The organism is Maribacter stanieri (assembly GCF_900112245.1).
In the GTDB taxonomy this organism is placed as follows: domain Bacteria; phylum Bacteroidota; class Bacteroidia; order Flavobacteriales; family Flavobacteriaceae; genus Maribacter; species Maribacter stanieri.
Genome location: NZ_FOYX01000002.1, coordinates 726,891 through 745,406, shown reverse-complemented (window position 1 = coordinate 745,406; position 18,516 = coordinate 726,891). Strand labels below are relative to the sequence as shown.

The window sequence follows — 18,516 nt, the reverse complement described above, 5'->3', positions numbered from 1 at the left end:
AACATATAATGATGAAAATAAGTAAACTGATAAAATATAATATAGTAGTTGTATTAGCGCTTGTTCAATTTAGTTATGGTATGCATAATGATGTCAAAAGTTTAGATGCTGATGTAGTTATATACGGAGGTACTTCTGCAGCAATAGCCTCAGCAGTACAACTGGTTAGAATGAATAAATCGGTGCTGATTGTTTGTCCTGAGAAGCATATTGGCGGATTATCATCAAGCGGATTAGGATTTACAGATTTAGGTAATAAAGAGGTGATTGGAGGAATTTCAAAAGAATTTTATCAAGAAGTTTATAAGCATTATCAGAATAAAGATGCTTGGAATTGGCAACCAAGGGAAGAATATGGTAACGAAGGTCAAGGTACCACAGCAATAGATGATGAATTTAAAACAATGTGGACTTTTGAACCGCATGTTGCTGAACAGATTTTCGAAAATTTTATAAGGGAAAATAATATTTCCATACACAGGGATAAGTGGTTAGATAGAGAAAAAGGCGTTAAAGTTGCGAATGGGAAGATAACTTCAATAGCTATGTTAGACGGCACAATTTATGAAGCTAAAATTTTCATAGATGCAACATATGAAGGCGATTTAATGGCAGCTGCCGGAGTTAATTATCACGTAGGTAGGGAAGCTAATAGTGTTTATAACGAACAGTGGAATGGAGTACAAAAAGGGGTATATCATCATAGCCATAACTTTCAAGAGCTAAATATTAGTCCGTATATCATACCAGGTGATTCTACAAGTGGTGTGCTTCCTAGAATAGCTACGGGACGCATAGGTGAAAACGGATCTGGGGATAATGGGGTACAAGCCTATAATTATAGATTATGTACTACTAATGCTGAAGGCAATATTGTTCCTTTCGAGAAACCTGAAAATTATGACTCAGCTCAGTATGAGCTGCTGAGAAGGATATTTAAGGGCGGAAGACACTCAATGTTTGGAGGAGGAAAAATACCTAATAAGAAAAGAGATGTCAATAATGTAGGTCCTTTTAGTTCTGATAATATTGGAATGAACTATGAGTACCCCGAAGCATCTTATGAAAAACGAAAAGAGATATTAAAGGAACATATTGATTATCACAAAGGCTTACTTTACTTCTGGGGTCATGATGAAAGTGTTCCTGAAAGATTTAGAACTAGTATTAAAAAATGGGGACTTGCCAAAGACGAATTTACGGACAACGGTCATTGGCCATATCAGATATATGTACGCGAAGCAAGAAGAATGATTGGTGAATTTGTAATGACCGATAATGAAATTTTGGGTAAGAGTAAAGTGTTAAAGCCAATAGGCATGGGGTCTTATGCTATGGATTCTCATAATGTACAAAGATATATTACCAAAGAAGGTTATGTGCAGAATGAGGGAGATCTTGGTATAGAACCAGATGCGCCATATCAAATACATTTAGGCACGATTCTACCCAAACAAGAAGAATGTAGAAACTTGTTAGTACCGGCGGCAGTTTCAAGTTCTCATATTGCATTTGGCTCTATTCGTATGGAACCGGTATTTATGATTTTAGGGCAAAGCGCAGGGACTTTGGCAGGCATGGCAATTAATGAAGACCAAGAAATTCATGAGGTAGACTATGATTCGTTGAAAAATAAGTTACTAAAAGATGGTCAAGTTTTAAGTTATTAAAAAAGACGAAGCATGAATTTAAAGTATTTTTTACTGCTTTTATTTATGATGATATCTTTTCAAGATGCGTTTGCTCAAGTTTTCAATGAGGGCGTGGCAGGTAATACATCAATAGATTTAGAAAAACGAATTGAAACTGATGTATTGAATAGAGGGGCACATTTGGTAATTGTTATGGTGGGTACCAACGATATGCTCAATTCTAAAAAAATGCTAGACTATAGTGCATATGAAAAACACTTAAAGGGCATAGTGGGCACAATTAAAAATGAAGGAGCAGATGTATTATTGGTGTCGCCACCAACTGTTGATAGTGTGTATTTATTTCAACGTCATGACAGGGAAAGATATGAGCAAACTCCAAATCAAAAACTAAATGCAGTTGCTAAAATAATGGAGCACCTGGCCATAGAAGAAGAAATAGAATTTTTGGACCTACACAGTATTTTTAAACAAATGAGATTACCGGTTCATAACAGAGATGTTTTTATACAGAATATAAGTAATAGTGGTAGAAAAGACGGTGTACATCCAACATCCTTAGGTTATCGTTTTATTGCAACTGTAATCTATCAATATATTAAAGCGAATTATAAGAAAATCGACAAAATGAAAATAATCTGTTTTGGAGATAGTATTACATATGGTTCAGGCGCTGAAAACCCTGGAGAGAGCATTGGTGAAAGTTATCCCGCAATACTATCACAACTTTTAGCAAAACCTTCAAAGAACTAATACAAAACTAAGTCCATGAGAAAAAAATATATACTTCTAAGTAGTTTAATAGTGATAACATTATTTGGCTGTAAAGAGAATAAGAAAGTAGAAGAACCAAAAGAACAAAAGCGGCCTAACTTTTTATTTGTACTGGTTGATGACCAATCGCCGTTCGATTTTAAGTTCTATGATTCAACGTCGTCATTAGATGCGCCAACAATCACCAAATTGGCTAACGATGGTATGGTTGTAGAAAACGCAAGGCATATGGGAGCCATGGTAGGTGCGGTCTGTACCCCTTCTAGACATATGATTATGAGTGGTAGAACGGTATGGAGTTTGCCCTCTATGCAGGGATATGTAAACCCTACTGCCCCAGAAAATTTAGAAGAAAATACTATAGGTGCCGTTTTTAATAGAGCAGGGTATAACACCATGCGTACATGTAAGGTGGGAAATTCATATCCACAAGCAAATAAGCAATTTACAGTTGTCAAAGATGCTACAAAAAGGGGAGGAACAGAAGAATCTGGTAGTGCATGGCATGCAGAACAAGTACTTTCTTATTTAGATGATAGAAGTGCCGTAAAAGAAGAAGATCCGTTCTTTATTTACTTCGGATTTTCTCATCCACATGATATTAGAAACGGTACGCCAGAATTACTGGAAAAGTATGGGGCAACAAACCATACTGATAAATATAGTCTTCCGACTGCTAATGATAAGCAACCGCCATTACCAGATAATTATTTAAATAAACATCCTTTTCATCATGGTCATTTAGAATTACGTGACGAAGAAAATGTTAGTGGAGTATGGAAAAATAGGGATGAAATCACGGTAAGGAATGAGATAGGTAGAGAGTATGCCTGTTCAGAAAATATAGATATTCAGCTAAATAAAGTCTTAAGTAAGTTAGAGGCTATGGGCGAGTTAGATAATACCTATGTTATTTATACATCTGATCACGGTATTGCTGTAGGCCGCCACGGTTTAATGGGCAAACAGAATTTGTATGAACACTCATGGAGGGTACCATTAATAGTTAAAGGGCCTGGTATAAAAGCAAATCAGCGAGTAGAGGGAAATATTTACTTGTCTGATGTATTACCTACACTGTGCGACCTTGCTGGTATAGATATTCCCGAAACAGTTCAGGGTACCAGTTTTAAGCCTGTGCTAATGGGTGAAAAAGAAAGTTTGAGAGATGTAATGTATGGGGTATATGCAGGTGGTTCAACACCAGGTATGAGAACGGTTAAAAAAGGAGATTGGAAGTTGATCAAGTATGATGTTTTAGATGGTAAGGTTCAAGAAACGCAATTATTCAATATAGCTGAAAATCCAAATGAATATATAGCTCAACACAATAAATCAGCGGAAATGCTAAATGATTTGGCAGAGAACCCTAAATATGCCGATAAGTTGGTAGAAATGGAGGCACTACTTTTAGAAGAAATGGAAACTTACGGAGACCCTTTTAGATTATGGAATCAAGAAGCTAAATAAGAACAGTTATGTACAAAAAAATAGCGATTAAAGCATCAGTTGTAATACTAGTATTATTGAGTGTCAACAATAGCTGGGGACAACAAATAGAGACTATTGAAAAACCAAATATTGTAGTATTTCTATGTGATGATTTAGGGTATGGAGATTTATCCTCTTATGGACATCCATTCATTAAAACGCCTAATATTGATAAACTGGCTGAAACGGGAATTAAAATGACCAATTTTTATTCAGCAGCACCGGTTTGTTCCCCTTCCCGAGTTGGTCTTTTAACGGGACGTAGTCCAAATAGAGCTGGAGTATACGATTTTATACCTGGTCCTAAAAAAAGTGAAGATTTGCGAGATCAAGTCCATTTGCAAAAAGGTGAAGAAACATTGCCCGCAATGTTAAAAACTGTAGGTTATGAAACTGCATTGGTAGGTAAATGGCACTGTAGCTCTTTGTTTAATAATCCTGCACAACCACAACCCGATTATTTTGGGTTCGACCATTGGTACGCTACTCACAACAATGCATCGCCAAGTCATCAAAACCCAAAGAATTTTGTTAGAAACGGAGAGAAAGTCGGGCAGCAAGAAGGTTTCAGTTGCCAATTGGTGGTAGATGAAGCTATGAGTTGGTTAGATAATAGAAAGGGAGACAATCCATTTTATTTACAAGTAACGTTTCATGAACCTCACGAACCGGTTGCTTCACCAGAAGATTTAGTGCAAGAGTACTTGCCATATTCCAACGGATTGGCAGAAGCAGAATTTTTTGCCAATGTTGCCAATGTCGATAAAGCAGTAGGCAGGTTATTAGACTATTTAAAAGAAAATGGAGCTGATAATACAATTGTAATTTTTACTTCTGACAATGGTCCGGAAACATTTACACGCTACCCTGGTGCTAAACGAACATTTGGTCAAACAGGAGGGTTAAAGGGGAGAAAACTTTGGACAACAGAAGCTGGTATTCGCGTACCGGGAATAGTAAATTGGATAGGGAAACCAATGTTCAATGGAACTACGGATGCCGTAGTATCAGCCTTAGACTTTTTACCAACGCTTGCAGAAATTACTGGAGCACAATTGCCTAATAGGGAATTGGATGGTGAATCATTTCTTCCATTATTAAAGACAGGGAAATTTAAAAGGTCTACGCCCTTATTATGGGGCTTTTATAATGCGCTCAACGAGCACAAAGTTGCAATGCGCCATGGAGATTATAAAATATTGGCTCGCCTAAAGAATGAAGGCGAATATTTACCGCAGATAATGAATGTATATGAGGGTAATGAAACATTGATAAAGTCTAGTCAACTTACAGATTTTGAATTGTATAATTTAATGGAAGACCAAGCCGAATCTGTTAATCTAATTGATGAGAAACCTGAGTTGTTTATTCAAATGAAATCGCTTTTAAAGACCGAATATAATTCTCTTTTAGAAGGTAGTCACATATGGGTGAAATCAGAGTAAATATAAAAACAAGGATGTAACGGTAAAGTAATAATAATGAGTAAATATGTAATAGCAGCTTTTATCTTTTGGGTTTATGGAAGTGCTATGTCATTTGCTCAGGATAAAAATGTACTAATCATCTTCATTGACGACCTAAGACCAGAACTAAATTCATTCGGAGCTAATTATATTCATTCCCCAAATATTGATAGCCTTAATGCGAGAGGCCGAGGTTTTAGTAGGCATTATGTAAATGCGCCCAGTTGCGGACCTTCGCGATATGCTTTTCTAACAGGGCAATATGGCTTAGAATACAGGGGAGAATCCAATCAATCTTTATTTAAAAGAGCAGAAGGGGTAAATGATGAAAATGTGAGTATAGCACCCAGTATGCCAGAATGGTTCCGGAACAATGGCTATACAACGGTATCCGTAGGTAAAGTTTCTCATCATCCTGGAGGAAGAGGTGGCGACAACTAGGATGATAGCAATATTTCAGAAATGCCAAATGCATGGGATAAACATATAATGCCAGTTGCCGAATGGGAGAGTCCAAAAGGTGCCATGCATGGGCTGGCAAACGGAAAGGTGCGAACACCAGATAATAGGGATATTATAGAGGCTGTTGACGGAAATGACAAAAGTTATCCAGATGGGTATATTGCAGAGGAAGGTCTGCGACAAATTGATGCATTGGTAAAAGGGGATAAACCTTTCTTTTTAGCCATTGGACTTATAAAACCACATTTACCATTCGGAGTTCCAAAACATTATTTAGATCTTTATGAGAATGTAGAAATTCCGCCAGCATTACATCCTGAAAAACCAAAAGGGAAGACAACATGGCACGGCTCTGGAGAATTTATGAATTATAACCGATGGGGAAAGGACCCTCGAAAGGATAAAGACTTCGCTCTAGAACTTAAAAAGTATTACGCGGCATGTGTAAGCTATGCAGATAAACATGTTGGTGATATTATTCAAAAATTAAAGGAAACCGGTGCAGATAAAAATACCATCGTTGTCCTTTGGGGAGACCATGGTTGGCATTTAGGGGAACACTCCATTTGGGGAAAACATAGCTTATTTGAAGAATCCCTTAGGTCTCCGTTAATCATTTATGACCCAACGATGGAGAATAGGGGAGAGATGAGTGATGCCATTGTACAATCGGTCGATGTCTTTCCAACATTATGCGAATTAACGGATTTGCCCACTCCGAATTTTACCAAAGGAACATCTTTAATACCCATTTTAAAAGATCCCAAGACAAGTGGTCATGAAGCTGTAGCAATTAAGGCACATACCACTACTATACGAACAGATCAATACAGATTGGTTCAACATAAAAGCGGAGAAGTAGAATTGTATGACCATAATACACCGGAAGGTGAAGTGCTCAATATCGCAGATTATCATCCAGAGACCGTACGGCGTCTAAAAAAATTAATCATTGGCAAAATGGGAATAAAAGCTTTTGTTTTCGCTGATTGATACATAGCCCATTAGTTAGTAAGTGTATAGCTATAGGTTATAATCACTTTGCAATATAATTTATATACATGGAGCATAGATTTATAGCCTTATAAGTTCAAAGAATTGATATTAGTAGACAATTATCAATACAGAAAAAATGGTAGGTATTTTGTCTTTAATAGCTGTTGAACAAAAGATGGCAGTATGCTATAAAATGTTAAAGCGAAATATATGGTTACCTATAATTTTGTTTGGATCGGTTTTGGCAGCACAGGTTAAGGTTTATCCTGCGCCAAATGAAATACAATTAGCTAAAACATATAAGGTAGCGGTAAATGGCTTAGATGTTCCTGTTTACTCCACTAAAATACCACCGTCTAAGCCCATACCAAGGTTGAACCCTTTACAGGGTGAGTTCGGTAAAGCGTCTATCGCTTCTTTTGATATGCAGGGTAATGCATCAATTTCTATTGCATATCATGAAAAAGTGGAATCGGTAAAGATTTTGCCCACATCGTATAAGATAAAACCGAATTTTAAAGGAAATATCGTTGATTTTCAATTAGATGAACCCGGTCATGTAACTATTGAAATTAATGGAGAGTGGCATGAATCTTTACATATTCTAGCCAATCCGTTTGAAGAAAATATACCCGATCCCAATGACCCTAATGTCATTTATTTTGGACCGGGAATTCATAATGTATCACAAATTACAGTTACTGAGGGGCAGACCTTGTATGTTGCGGGTGGAGCCTATATAAATTGTGTGGTTCCAGAAATAGAGGAGGAAATTGAAATTAGAGGGCAATTAAGAAAAAAACCAACATTTATTTTAGAAGGAAAGAATGTAAGTATAAAAGGTCGTGGCATTATTGATCAAAGTGGCATTCCAAAAAAAGAAAGGCGATACACCATTTTGGCGCATAAAGCCGAAAAAGTAAAAATAGAGGGTGTAACCATTTTTGATCCTAGCCATTGGACAATTCCTATTCAAAGTAGTGACGATGTACATGTAGATAATATTAAAATTATTGGTTGGCGAGGTAATGCAGATGGTGTAGATATCACTAGCAGTAGGGATGTTTTGGTTGAAAATTGTTTTATGAGAACGTTTGATGATGCCGTTGTCATAAAGTCCTTTGGTGGATACGGCGAGGTCAACAATATTCACACACGAAAATGTGTGGTCTGGAACGAATTGGCTCACTCTTTTAGCATTGGCGCAGAGGTTCACGAGAATATCAGTAATGTACTTTTTGAAAATTGCGACGTAATTCACGATGTTGGTAGAGAAACAGCTTTACGGGTATATCATTGTGATGATGCTGTAATAAGTGACATCACTTTTGATAATATTAGAATTGAGGAAGCCCGTAGATTAATATCTTGTTGGATAGGAAAAACACGATGGACGGAAACCGAAGAACGCGGTCACATTAAAAATGTGACTTTTAAAAATATTACAGCAACTTCAGCTCCAATTGATACCACACTAACCGGCTTTCAAGACGGACCCGATTGGAAACCGTATATCATTAAAGACCATGCGAGTATAGAACTTATCGGCTTCGATAATAAACATATTATTGAACAGGTGATATTTGACAATGTGATAATCGATGGTAAAAAAGTAGCAACTGACAATGTCATTATGAATGATTTTGTCAAGGATGTTAATATTGAATAAAATTAGCATTGACAGTAAGGTTTATTAAATAACAACTAGTATGACTCATAAATTAAAATATTTTGCATTTATCCTTTTAATGCCATTAAGTATGGCAATTTATGCACAAACAAAGGTGGCGACTTTAGCAGAATTAGTGCCTTATTTAGCGCAGGACAATGTGAACGTGGTTCTAAAGGAAGGAACATATACCATTACGGTAAACAATATTAAAAACGGTACATTTAAATCTCACACTACAATCGATGATCATGAAGCTTTGGTATTGTTGTTATTTAGTGGTAACAATAGTGTGTATGATTTTACCGGTGTCACTGTCAATGTAGAAACAGAGGTGTTGACGGCGTTTAAAGAGTATAATGAGTTTTATGAACTTCAGGTAGTCGGAAATAAGAATGTTATCAAAAATTTGACTTTGGTAGATGTAGGCTCGGTACATGATCACCCAACAAGAAGAGCTTGTAATGTAGTTATGGATGGTGCAAATAATAAAATAGAAGGTCTACACTTAAGTACCAAAGGATCTTACCCGTATGGTTATGGAGAAACGTTTGGAAAAGGAGGCAAAAATGTAATCCCTCATTTTAAGCATTCTGCCTTTTTGGTTCGGGGTTATAAGAATCATGTAAAAAACTGTACAATTATTCACAGATCTTATGGGCATGCCTTGTTTATGCAGGCGGCAGATGTGCCTTTAATAGAAGGTTGTTATATAGAAGGTGCCATGCGATCTACAGATGATATGCTTGCTGAAAATGGTACAGGTTCAGACGGCGATAAAGCCGGTTTCATGACATATTTTGGGTATAAATTACCACCAGGGTATATGATGAGCCTGGGCGAAGGAGGTATAAGAGCATATAATGGTGGAGAAACTATAATTGACGGTGTGGAGTATAACCGCGGAACTTCGAACCCAACAATCATAAATTGCACGGTAAAAAATATGAGGGCTGGGGTAACGTTGACACATGCAACAGGAACTAAATATGTAAGTGGTACTACGGTTATAGGGTGCGAAAGAGGTTTTTGTATTGGCACTGGAGATATTGTAGATAGTTATGCCGATACACAGTATGGACCGGCATTAGGTGTAGATTACATTACCGATAGTGGTATGAATGCGGAAATCACCTTATTGCCTTATGAAGGGAAATCATATAATGGTAGCGGTCATGCGGCTATAATAATTGGGAGTAATCATAAAATTACGCTTAAAAATGCGAATCCTAATCCAGATCAAAACCTTAAAATTAACATTGGTGGCGATAACCGAACCATTGGTTTACTTGCAAAAGACGAAAACTATTCTGCTTCAAATATTTTACTCCACAACTTAACCGAGTACCCTGTAGTGCTAGATGATAATAGTAGTAATTGTAAAGGTATTTCTGCAGGTAAGGTATTAGATGAGGGACAAAATAATCATCTGTTCTTCAAGGAAATTTTAAAAGATTAAGAGGATAATTTATCCCTCGTATGAAACTAATTAAAGAATAAAAACAATTATAGACCTATGTTTTTAATAGCAACAAAATCAACCTTCAGAAACCATGATTATTTTTCTCTATCACTACTTATTGTCATAACATCTTTGTTATTCTCATGTCAGGAGAAAAAGCAAATCACCACAGATAAAAAGAGTAAACCCAATGTTATATTAATATTGGTAGATGATCAAGGCTACGGTGATATTGCCGCATTGGGTAATCCATATATTAAAACACCTAATTTAGACAAGCTTCATTCACAAAGCGCACGATTTACAGATTATCATGTAAATCCTACTTGCGCACCAACAAGAGCAGCATTATTAACAGGTCATAATGCAAATAGGGCAGGTGTTTGGCATACCATAAATGGTAGGTCCATGTTATTGGAAACTGAAACGACTATGGCTCAAATATTCAAGGATAATGGGTATTCAACCTCCATGTTCGGAAAATGGCATTTAGGGGATAATTATCCTTTTAGACCACAAGACAAAGGTTTTGACGAAGTACTATCGCACGGTGGCGGTGGTATGGAGCAAACAATGGATTATTGGGATAACGACTATTTTGACGATATGTATGTTCATAATGGAGAGCTTAAAAGATTTGAAGGTTATAGCACAGATATTTGGTTTAATGAAGCTATTAAGCATATCGAAAAAAATAAAGATCAACCCTTCTTTTGTTACTTGCCAACGAATACGGCTCATTCGCCCTACTTTGTAGCCGATAAGTATATAGAGCCTTATAAGGATAATGATAGTATTCCTTTACCTGCGTTTTATGGTATGATTGCGAATATTGATGAGAATGTGGGCAAGCTTGTTACTTATTTAGAAAAGTCAGAACTTATGGATAATACCATCTTGATTTTTACAACGGATAACGGTACGGCTCAAGGCGCTAAAACCGACGGGCATAGATTAGACGGTTTTATAAAGAAAGGCTTCAATGCCGGTATGCGTGGGGTCAAGGCAAGTAAGTATGAAGGTGGACACCGGGTACCATTGTTTATTCATTGGAAGAATGGAGGTATAACCGTAGGGAAAGATATTGATGAACTAACTGCACATTTTGATGTATTACCTACATTGGTAGAGATGTGCGATTTAGAAGTAGATTCGGCTATCAATTTTGACGGTAAGAGTTTACTTCCGCTTATAAATGGAGAAACAGAAGAGTTCAATAATAGAATTGTCATTACTAACTCTCAACGTACCGAAATTCCAGAACCATGGCGCAGAACTTCTTTAATGCAAGGAAAATGGCGATTGATTGATAGTACTGAATTATATAATCTGGCTACTGATCCACAACAGCGGCTAAACATTGCCCAAAATCATCCTGAGAAAATTGCGGAGTTCAAGGAAGCTTACAATACTTGGTGGCAAGATTTACTTCCGGGTTATGAAGAACTACCACGTATCTATGTTGGGCATGAAAAAGAAAATCCCGCAAAGTTATATTGTCATGATTGGCATACAGATGGTGATAGTCCGTGGCATCAAAGACATATTCGTACAGGATATATGGATAATGGATATTGGGCTTTAAAAGTTGTTGAGGCAGGTACGTATTCAGTTAAACTTAGAAGATGGCCAGAGGAAACAAAATTGGCATTAAATGCAGAAGCAGCAATAAGACCTGCAAAAGAAGGTACTAGTGTGTCCGCAAGTAAGCCAGGTAAATCTTTACCTATTACTAAGGCAAGATTAAAAGTGCAACAGGTTGATAAGGAGATCGATGTAGACCCTACCCGTGAATATGCAGAATTTACTGTTGATTTGACCAAAGGAGATACAGAACTTCAAACTTGGTTTACATTAGAGGATAAAGAAACCTTGGGAGCTTATTTTGTTAGTGTAGAAAAACTAGAATAGGCTAAGTGCTTGATTTTTAGAATTTAATTTTATCCTGATTCATAATTTATCAAAAATGAACTATGAGTTATAATTAAATTAGAGCTAAAATCCCATATTGCATAGTATCGGAGTTAATCTATAATAAGAGTCATGAGTCTAATGAACAGTAACTATTTAAAATCATCAATATTTCTGCTGTACACTGTGGTTTTTAATTATAGTTGTACTCCAACGTTAAAAGTACTGGAGTTAACTGATTCTTTAGAGGTAAATGCCAAGTTGTTATACGAAGAAGATTTTGATGATAACTTAGATGCTTGGCAAGTGGAACAAATGGAAGGGGGCAGCAGCATCTTAAAAGACAGTAAACTAGAAATAGATGATGTTGCTGGTTGTACAATTTGGTATAAGAAAGAGCTGTCTGGACCTATTATGATTGAGTATGATACGTATATCATAGATGAAGGAGGTGCTAATGACCGGGTTTCTGACATGAATTGTTTTTGGATGGCAACTGATGTTGAGAACCCAGAAAATTTGTTCGCAAAATCGGCATCTAGACATGGTAAGTTTTCTAACTACGATAATTTACGCCTGTATTATATGGGTGTGGGTGGTCATGATAATACAAAAACGAGATTTAGAAGGTATGTAGGTAATGGAGAAAGACCATTGTTAAAAGAGCACGATTTTACTAAAAACGAGTATCTTTTAGAGCCCAACAAAAATTATCATATTAGAATTATTGCCTACAATAATGTAATTCAATATTATAGGAACGGAGTTAAAATGATTGACCTATTTGACGACGATCCATATACTAGTGGTTATTTCGGATTTAGAACGGTCAATAACCATATGACCATTGATAATTTTAAAGTGTACAGATTAAAACAATAATAAAAATATAATTAAATGTCTACAACGTATAAAACGAGATATGCTTCTAGTCCAGAAGCAGTTAAACAATATGATACTACAGCTTTACGCAATGAGTTTTTGATTGATGACCTTATGAAAAAAGGAGAGATCAATCTTACTTATACGCATTACGATCGATATATTGCTGGTTCAGCAGTTCCTGAAACAGCTTTGCAATTGGAAAGTATTGATCCTCTAAAAGCGGAATTTTTCTTGGAAAGAAGAGAAATGGGGATAATCAACGTTGGTGAAAGCGGTTCTGTTGAGGTAGATGGTAAAACTTATAGTCTAGGGCATAAAGATGCTTTATATATTGGCATGGGAGCTAAAGATGTCGTTTTTAAGAGCGATGACGCTAATAACCCTGCTAAATTCTACATCAATTCGGCTCCAGCACATACAACGTATCCAACCAAAAAGGTAAGTTTAGAAGAGGCTAATAAATTAGAATTAGGGTCTTTAGAAACAGCAAACCATAGAACGGTAAGCCAAATGATTATTGGTGGTGTGGTTACCACTTGCCAATTGCAAATGGGAATGACAAAATTGAAAACAGGTAGTGTTTGGAACACGATGCCGGCTCATGTTCACGACCGTAGGATGGAGGTCTATTTTTATTTAGACGTTCCAGAAGGTCAGGCAGTATGTCATTTTATGGGGCAACCTCAAGAAACACGTCATATATGGATGCATAATCATCAAGCTGTAATTTCTCCGCCATGGTCTATTCATTGTGGTTCAGGAACGTCTAACTATACTTTTATATGGGGTATGGCGGGTGAAAATTTAGACTACAGCGATATGGATGTAGCAGCAATAACAGAATTAAAATAAAATTATGTCTACGGAACTATTTAATTTAAAAGGAAAAGTTGCTCTTGTAACTGGCAGTACACATGGTTTAGGTATGGCTATGGCCAAGGGCTTAGGTATGGCCGGTGCTAGATTGATAGTTAATGGTAATTCATCGCAATCTAAAATAGATGATGCTGTAGATTATTATAAGTCTTTGGGCATTGATGCACTTGGATTTAAGTTCAATGTCACGAATGAAGAAGAAGTAATCAAAGCTATAAATGACATTCAAAGTAAGGTTGGTTCAATAGATATACTTGTAAATAATGCAGGGATAATTAAACGAACTCCTTTGGAAGATATGGAAGTTGAAGACTTCAAAGAAGTTATCAACGTTGATTTGGTGAGTCCGTTCATTGTGTCAAAGCACGTGGTAAAAACCATGATAGCAAAGAAACAAGGTAAGATTATCAATATTTGCTCAATGATGAGTGAGTTGGGTAGAAATACCGTTGGTGCATATGCTGCTGCAAAAGGAGGTTTAAAAATGTTGACCCAAAATATGGCTACGGAATGGGCAAAACATAACATACAGGTAAATGGTATAGGACCGGGTTATTTTGCAACCAGCCAAACAGCTCCAATACGTGTAGATGGTCACCCGTTTAATGAATTTATTTTGAATAGAACGCCAGCTGCAAAATGGGGAGATCCAGATGACTTGGCGGGAGCGGCAATATTTTTATCCTCAAGAGCTAGCGATTTTGTAAATGGACATATTCTGTATGTTGATGGTGGTATTCTAGCTAGCATAGGTAAACCAAGTAATGAAAGCTAAAATTATGATCAATCTAAACTCTCTAAAGTATTGTATGGCTGTCTTAACCTTGTTTTTGATGGGTTGTGCAAGCGAAAAACCGTTACAAATTCAAGTAACTAATAATTTGGATATAAATCGTTCTTTCGAGACTGTTGAAATTGATTTGGATCTTTTGAAATCAAACGAAGAACTTAAGTTTACAGCCGGAAAAACATATAAAATCAGTGAAGTAGGTACTACTTCAGAATTGGTTTCACAGTTAAGTGATACTGATGGGGATGGTACTGCAGATGTATTATTGTTACAGCCAATAATAGATGCGAATTCAAGTAAATCTTTCACTATTGGTCTTAAAGATATTGAAGATCAAACAGATGAGATTCCTACCTGTTATTCACGATTCGTTCCTGAACGTACAGATGATTATGCTTGGGAAAATGATAGGGTCGCTTTTAGAACATATGGTCCTGTTGCACAAAAAATGATAGAGGACAATGTACCTGGTGGTACATTGTCAAGTGGAATGGATGCTTGGTTAAAAAGAGTAGATTATCCTATCATTAACAAGTGGTATAAAAAAGAACTAGAGACAGATGGGTCTTATCATGAAGATGACGGAGAAGGTTTAGATAATTTTCATGTGGGTACTAGTAGAGGAGTAGGTGGTATTGCAATTAAGGTAGATACTGCATATCAATTTTCAAGAAATTTTACAGATTATAAAACTATTGAAACCGGACCGATTAGAACTAGTTTTTGGATTACTTATGCACCATGGAAAGCAGGAGATAAAACCATAAAGGAAAAGAAATATATTTCTTTGGATCGAGGAAGTAACTTATCAAAATTTAGGGTTGAAATTGACGGGTCGGAAACACTGTCTGTAGGTCTTACACTCCATGAAAAAGATGGGGAAACAACTACAGATGTTGAAGAAGGTTGGGTAAGTTATTGGGAACCATATTTTGGCTCAGAATTAGGAACTGGTGTTGTAGTTCCTTCAAGCGCTATGTTGGGATATGATAAGTATGTAACCGATGCCAAAGATTTAAGCAACTTATACGCACAACTAAAAGTAGTTGACGGTGAAGCAGTGTATTATACAGGATTTGGCTGGAAAAAAAGTAAACAATTTAGTTCAAAAGAAGAATGGAACAACTATTTAAAGCAATTTGCTAAAAAGATAAATACACCATTACAAGTAGAAATAGTGCAATAAAATATTCAGATAATCTGTATGCTTTTTGAGTTTGTTTACTCATACTTAAGTATACAGATTATCTGTTTTTATTAGTTTATTTTCTTAATAAGATGATTAGGAAAGTCTAATGTTCTTTCACAACAAACCTGTTCCATCACCTGTTGCAATTCGGTTTTTAATAATGAGATAGTATGGTTGCCACCTTCATTTCCTAAGGCGGCTACTCCGTACATAAATGATCGCCCTAAGAAAGTAAACTCTGCACCAGAGGCCATAGTTCTGGCTATATCTGGACCAGAGCGCAAACCACTATCCATCATTACCTTAATTTGATTGCCATACTTCTCTGCTATTCTGGTCAATGGTCTAATTGTAGATTCACCTGCATCTAATTGTCTTCCGCCATGGTTAGAGACAATGATACCATCTAATCCTAAGCGAATAGCTTTTTCAGCATCCATTTCAGACGCTACACCTTTTAGAACTAATTTGCCTTTCCACATATCGCGAATAGGCTTAATCTTTTCCTCGTTTAATCTACCGGTAAAGGTTTGGTCCATAAACTTGCCTAGTTGTTTTAAATCTAAGTTTTTAGGCATATAGGGTTTTAGTGTTTCAAAATTAGGCTGCCCATGAATTAGCGTTTTCATAGCCCATTCTGGTTTACCTAGAATTTGGAGTATATTTTTTACACTCATATTTGGAGGCATAGCCAAACCATTTCTAATGTCTCGTGGTCTAAAACCAAAAGTAGGTACATCTGATAAAATTACGAGAACTGGACATTCTGCCTGTGCAGCTCTATTGATCATGTCGTCTCGTAATCTATTTTCCGTTGGATGATATAATTGAAACCAAGCCTGGCCTTCTGTTATCTCAGAAATTCTTTCAATACTACTTGTAGATACCGTGCTTAATACAAACGGTATGTTATGTTCAAATGCAGCTTTGGCTAAAATTTCTGGAGCGTTTGGCCACATTAGACCTTGTAGACCAACTGGTGCAATACCGAAAGGAGCATCGTATGTATGACCAAATAACTCGGTTTTCATATCAGAACCTGTGTGCTTACTTAGGTAACTAGGAGATAATTCTACCTCTCTTATTTCTGCAGTATTTTTTATCAGGTTTACATCTTCATTACAACCACCGTCCAAATATTCAAAAGCAAATTTTGGAATTTTCTTCTTTGCTTTATTTCGTAAGTCGGTAACAGAAGGGTAGTTGTTGTTTATGGTAAGTTTGGCTTTACTCATAATTCAAATATTTTGTTCATTAATCGCCATTTTTCTCCAGGTTTGGAATTTGGTATAGCTTTTTGGTATTTCCACATCAAATTCTCCCATTCTTGGACTTTAAGGTTATTTTTATCTGCTTCTTGTTTCTTCTCAAAAGAGAATAATACATTGGTTTCCATAATCATGAATAGCCGATTTTCAACCAGATAAATTTCTAGTTTTTCAATGTGAGAATCTTTGATACTTTCAATAATTTCTGGCCATACCTTTTTATGGTGTGTAATATATTCATTTATAAGAACAGCATCATTCTTTAAATCTAAAGCAAAACAATATTTTTTATTTTCCATTTAGTTCTGATAGTATTTATTGGTCATTTGCCCATAAAAAGCGATGATTACAAAACAGATTAAAGGTAAAATGAAGGAGAAATTTACTTCAGATAATCCTAGAATTTGAGTGTCATTCACACCAAATCCGCCAATATCAATAATTTTTCCTTGGAACCCTGGCATTAAAGCCCCACCTACAATGGCCATAACTAAACCGGCCGCGCCAATTTTTGATTCTTCTTCTTCTAAATTCTCTAAAGCAATACCGTAAATGGTAGGAAACATAACCGACATGCATAGCGACATGGCTACCAGGCAGTAAAGTCCTATTTCGCCCACTAAAAACATGGTTCCGAGTGATGCTAAAATAGCAGCAAAGGCGTAAATTAAAAGTAGTTTACCTGAGGATATAAATCTTAAAAGATATGTACCAATAACCCTACCCACTAAAAATAAAATAAAAGCTACAATTTGATAATTGGCAGCAGTTTCGCTATCCATGCCAATAGCTTCTGCATATTGGTAAATATAGGTCCAACACATAATTTGTGCTCCTACGTAGAAAATTTGCGCAACAACACCAAAAACGTATTTTTTGTTTTTCTTCAAAGAATTAAAAGTATGGCTTAAACTGGGTATGAAGCCATCACCTTTAGATTGTGGCATTTTACTAACTGCAATAAGTACTAAAATAGCCAGTATTACCAGCCCTAAAATAACATATGGGTCTCTTATAACCATTAAATCTGATGTTCTTATGAGTGCTTTTTTAGATTCTGATAAAGCACTATAATTCTCAATATCGTCTGATTGTAGATTTTTTAGTACAAATTGTTGCGCCACCAAAAGCCCCAATAAAAGTCCTATAGGATTAAAAGCTTGAGCCAGATTTAATCGCTGAGTCGCTGTTTTTGGGTCTCCCATTGCTAATATATATGGATTAGCAGTAGTTTCTAAAAATGCTAGACCAAAAGTTAAAATATATAATCCCAAACAAAAGAACCAAAATTGTTCTGTAATGGCAGCAGGATAAAAAAGTAACGCTCCTGTGGCATACAAAGCCAAACCAATAAGTACACCCACTTTGTAAGAGTATTTTCTAACAAACAGTGCTGCAGGTAACGCCATACAGAAATACCCTCCGTAAAAAGCCATTTGTACCCAAGCTGCTTGTGAGTTAGAGAGTTCTAAAACTTTTTTAAATGCCTGTACCATTGGATCGGTAACGGCATTTGCAAATCCCCATAGCGCGAATAATGATGTTATTAAAATAAAAGGCAAAAGCGCTTTTTTAGAAACTATTGGTTTTTTATCAATATTCGACATTGGTGGTTGGTTTAGAAT

General features: G+C 36.2%; 16 protein-coding genes. 13 read left to right on the top strand and 3 right to left on the bottom strand.

The window, feature by feature from the left end; genetic code table 11:
- Positions 1-8 precede the first annotated feature (8 nt).
- From BM296_RS13730 to BM296_RS13675, 13 genes are all read left to right on the top strand, one after another.
- Positions 9-1,670 (top strand): FAD-dependent oxidoreductase, encoded by a 1,662-nt coding sequence (locus BM296_RS13730; RefSeq protein WP_218157892.1) that lies wholly within the window; start codon positions 9-11, stop codon positions 1,668-1,670.
- A gap of 12 nt (positions 1,671-1,682) precedes the next feature.
- The gene (locus BM296_RS13725; RefSeq protein WP_091903702.1) at positions 1,683-2,405 is read left to right on the top strand and encodes an SGNH/GDSL hydrolase family protein; all 723 of its coding nucleotides are present in this window, start codon (positions 1,683-1,685) and stop codon (positions 2,403-2,405) included.
- A 15-nt stretch (positions 2,406-2,420) separates the two neighbouring features.
- A complete protein-coding gene (locus BM296_RS13720; RefSeq protein WP_091903700.1) occupies positions 2,421-3,896 on the top strand; it encodes a sulfatase family protein in 1,476 nt (491 codons plus the stop codon).
- An 8-nt stretch (positions 3,897-3,904) separates the two neighbouring features.
- Positions 3,905-5,362 (top strand): sulfatase-like hydrolase/transferase, encoded by a 1,458-nt coding sequence (locus tag BM296_RS13715; RefSeq protein ID WP_091903698.1) that lies wholly within the window; start codon positions 3,905-3,907, stop codon positions 5,360-5,362.
- 36 nt (positions 5,363-5,398) lie between these two features.
- Positions 5,399-5,824: a sulfatase-like hydrolase/transferase gene (locus BM296_RS19785; RefSeq protein WP_218157891.1), complete on the top strand. Its 426-nt coding sequence runs from the start codon at positions 5,399-5,401 to the stop codon at positions 5,822-5,824.
- Positions 5,825-5,845: 21 nt separating this feature from the next.
- Entirely contained in the window at positions 5,846-6,838 is a 993-nt protein-coding gene (locus BM296_RS13710) for a sulfatase-like hydrolase/transferase (protein ID WP_218157890.1), read from the top strand.
- A 139-nt stretch (positions 6,839-6,977) separates the two neighbouring features.
- Entirely contained in the window at positions 6,978-8,510 is a 1,533-nt protein-coding gene (locus BM296_RS13705) for a glycosyl hydrolase family 28 protein (RefSeq protein WP_091903697.1), read from the top strand.
- A gap of 40 nt (positions 8,511-8,550) precedes the next feature.
- Positions 8,551-9,969: a hypothetical protein gene (locus BM296_RS13700; RefSeq protein ID WP_143099075.1), complete on the top strand. Its 1,419-nt coding sequence runs from the start codon at positions 8,551-8,553 to the stop codon at positions 9,967-9,969.
- A gap of 57 nt (positions 9,970-10,026) precedes the next feature.
- Positions 10,027-11,883 carry an arylsulfatase gene (locus BM296_RS13695; protein WP_091903694.1) on the top strand — a complete coding sequence of 619 codons (1,857 nt, stop codon included), beginning with the start codon at positions 10,027-10,029 and terminating at the stop codon, positions 11,881-11,883.
- A gap of 132 nt (positions 11,884-12,015) precedes the next feature.
- Positions 12,016-12,765, top strand: coding sequence for a DUF6250 domain-containing protein (locus BM296_RS13690; protein WP_143099074.1), 750 nt, complete (start codon positions 12,016-12,018; stop codon positions 12,763-12,765).
- Positions 12,766-12,780: 15 nt separating this feature from the next.
- Positions 12,781-13,620: a 5-dehydro-4-deoxy-D-glucuronate isomerase gene (kduI, locus tag BM296_RS13685; RefSeq protein WP_027067673.1), complete on the top strand. Its 840-nt coding sequence runs from the start codon at positions 12,781-12,783 to the stop codon at positions 13,618-13,620.
- A gap of 4 nt (positions 13,621-13,624) precedes the next feature.
- A complete protein-coding gene (locus BM296_RS13680) occupies positions 13,625-14,419 on the top strand; it encodes a gluconate 5-dehydrogenase (protein ID WP_091903690.1) in 795 nt (264 codons plus the stop codon).
- A gap of 4 nt (positions 14,420-14,423) precedes the next feature.
- Positions 14,424-15,620: a BT3233 family polysaccharide utilization protein gene (locus BM296_RS13675; RefSeq protein WP_245787021.1), complete on the top strand. Its 1,197-nt coding sequence runs from the start codon at positions 14,424-14,426 to the stop codon at positions 15,618-15,620.
- A gap of 71 nt (positions 15,621-15,691) precedes the next feature.
- Here BM296_RS13675 and BM296_RS13670 read toward each other — a convergent pair whose 3' ends face one another.
- Genes BM296_RS13670 through fucP form a run of 3 tightly spaced genes read right to left on the bottom strand, consistent with a single transcriptional unit; the run spans position 15,692 to position 18,498 of the window.
- A complete protein-coding gene (locus BM296_RS13670) occupies positions 15,692-16,858 on the bottom strand; it encodes an alpha-hydroxy acid oxidase (RefSeq protein WP_091903688.1) in 1,167 nt (388 codons plus the stop codon).
- Complete coding sequence (locus BM296_RS13665) at positions 16,855-17,190, bottom strand: L-rhamnose mutarotase (RefSeq protein ID WP_027067669.1); 336 nt, start codon at positions 17,188-17,190, stop codon at positions 16,855-16,857. Before BM296_RS13665 ends, BM296_RS13670 begins: the two co-directional genes overlap by 4 nt.
- Positions 17,191-18,498 carry an L-fucose:H+ symporter permease gene (gene fucP, locus BM296_RS13660; RefSeq protein ID WP_091903686.1) on the bottom strand — a complete coding sequence of 436 codons (1,308 nt, stop codon included), beginning with the start codon at positions 18,496-18,498 and terminating at the stop codon, positions 17,191-17,193.
- Between the last annotated feature and the right edge of the window lie 18 nt (positions 18,499-18,516).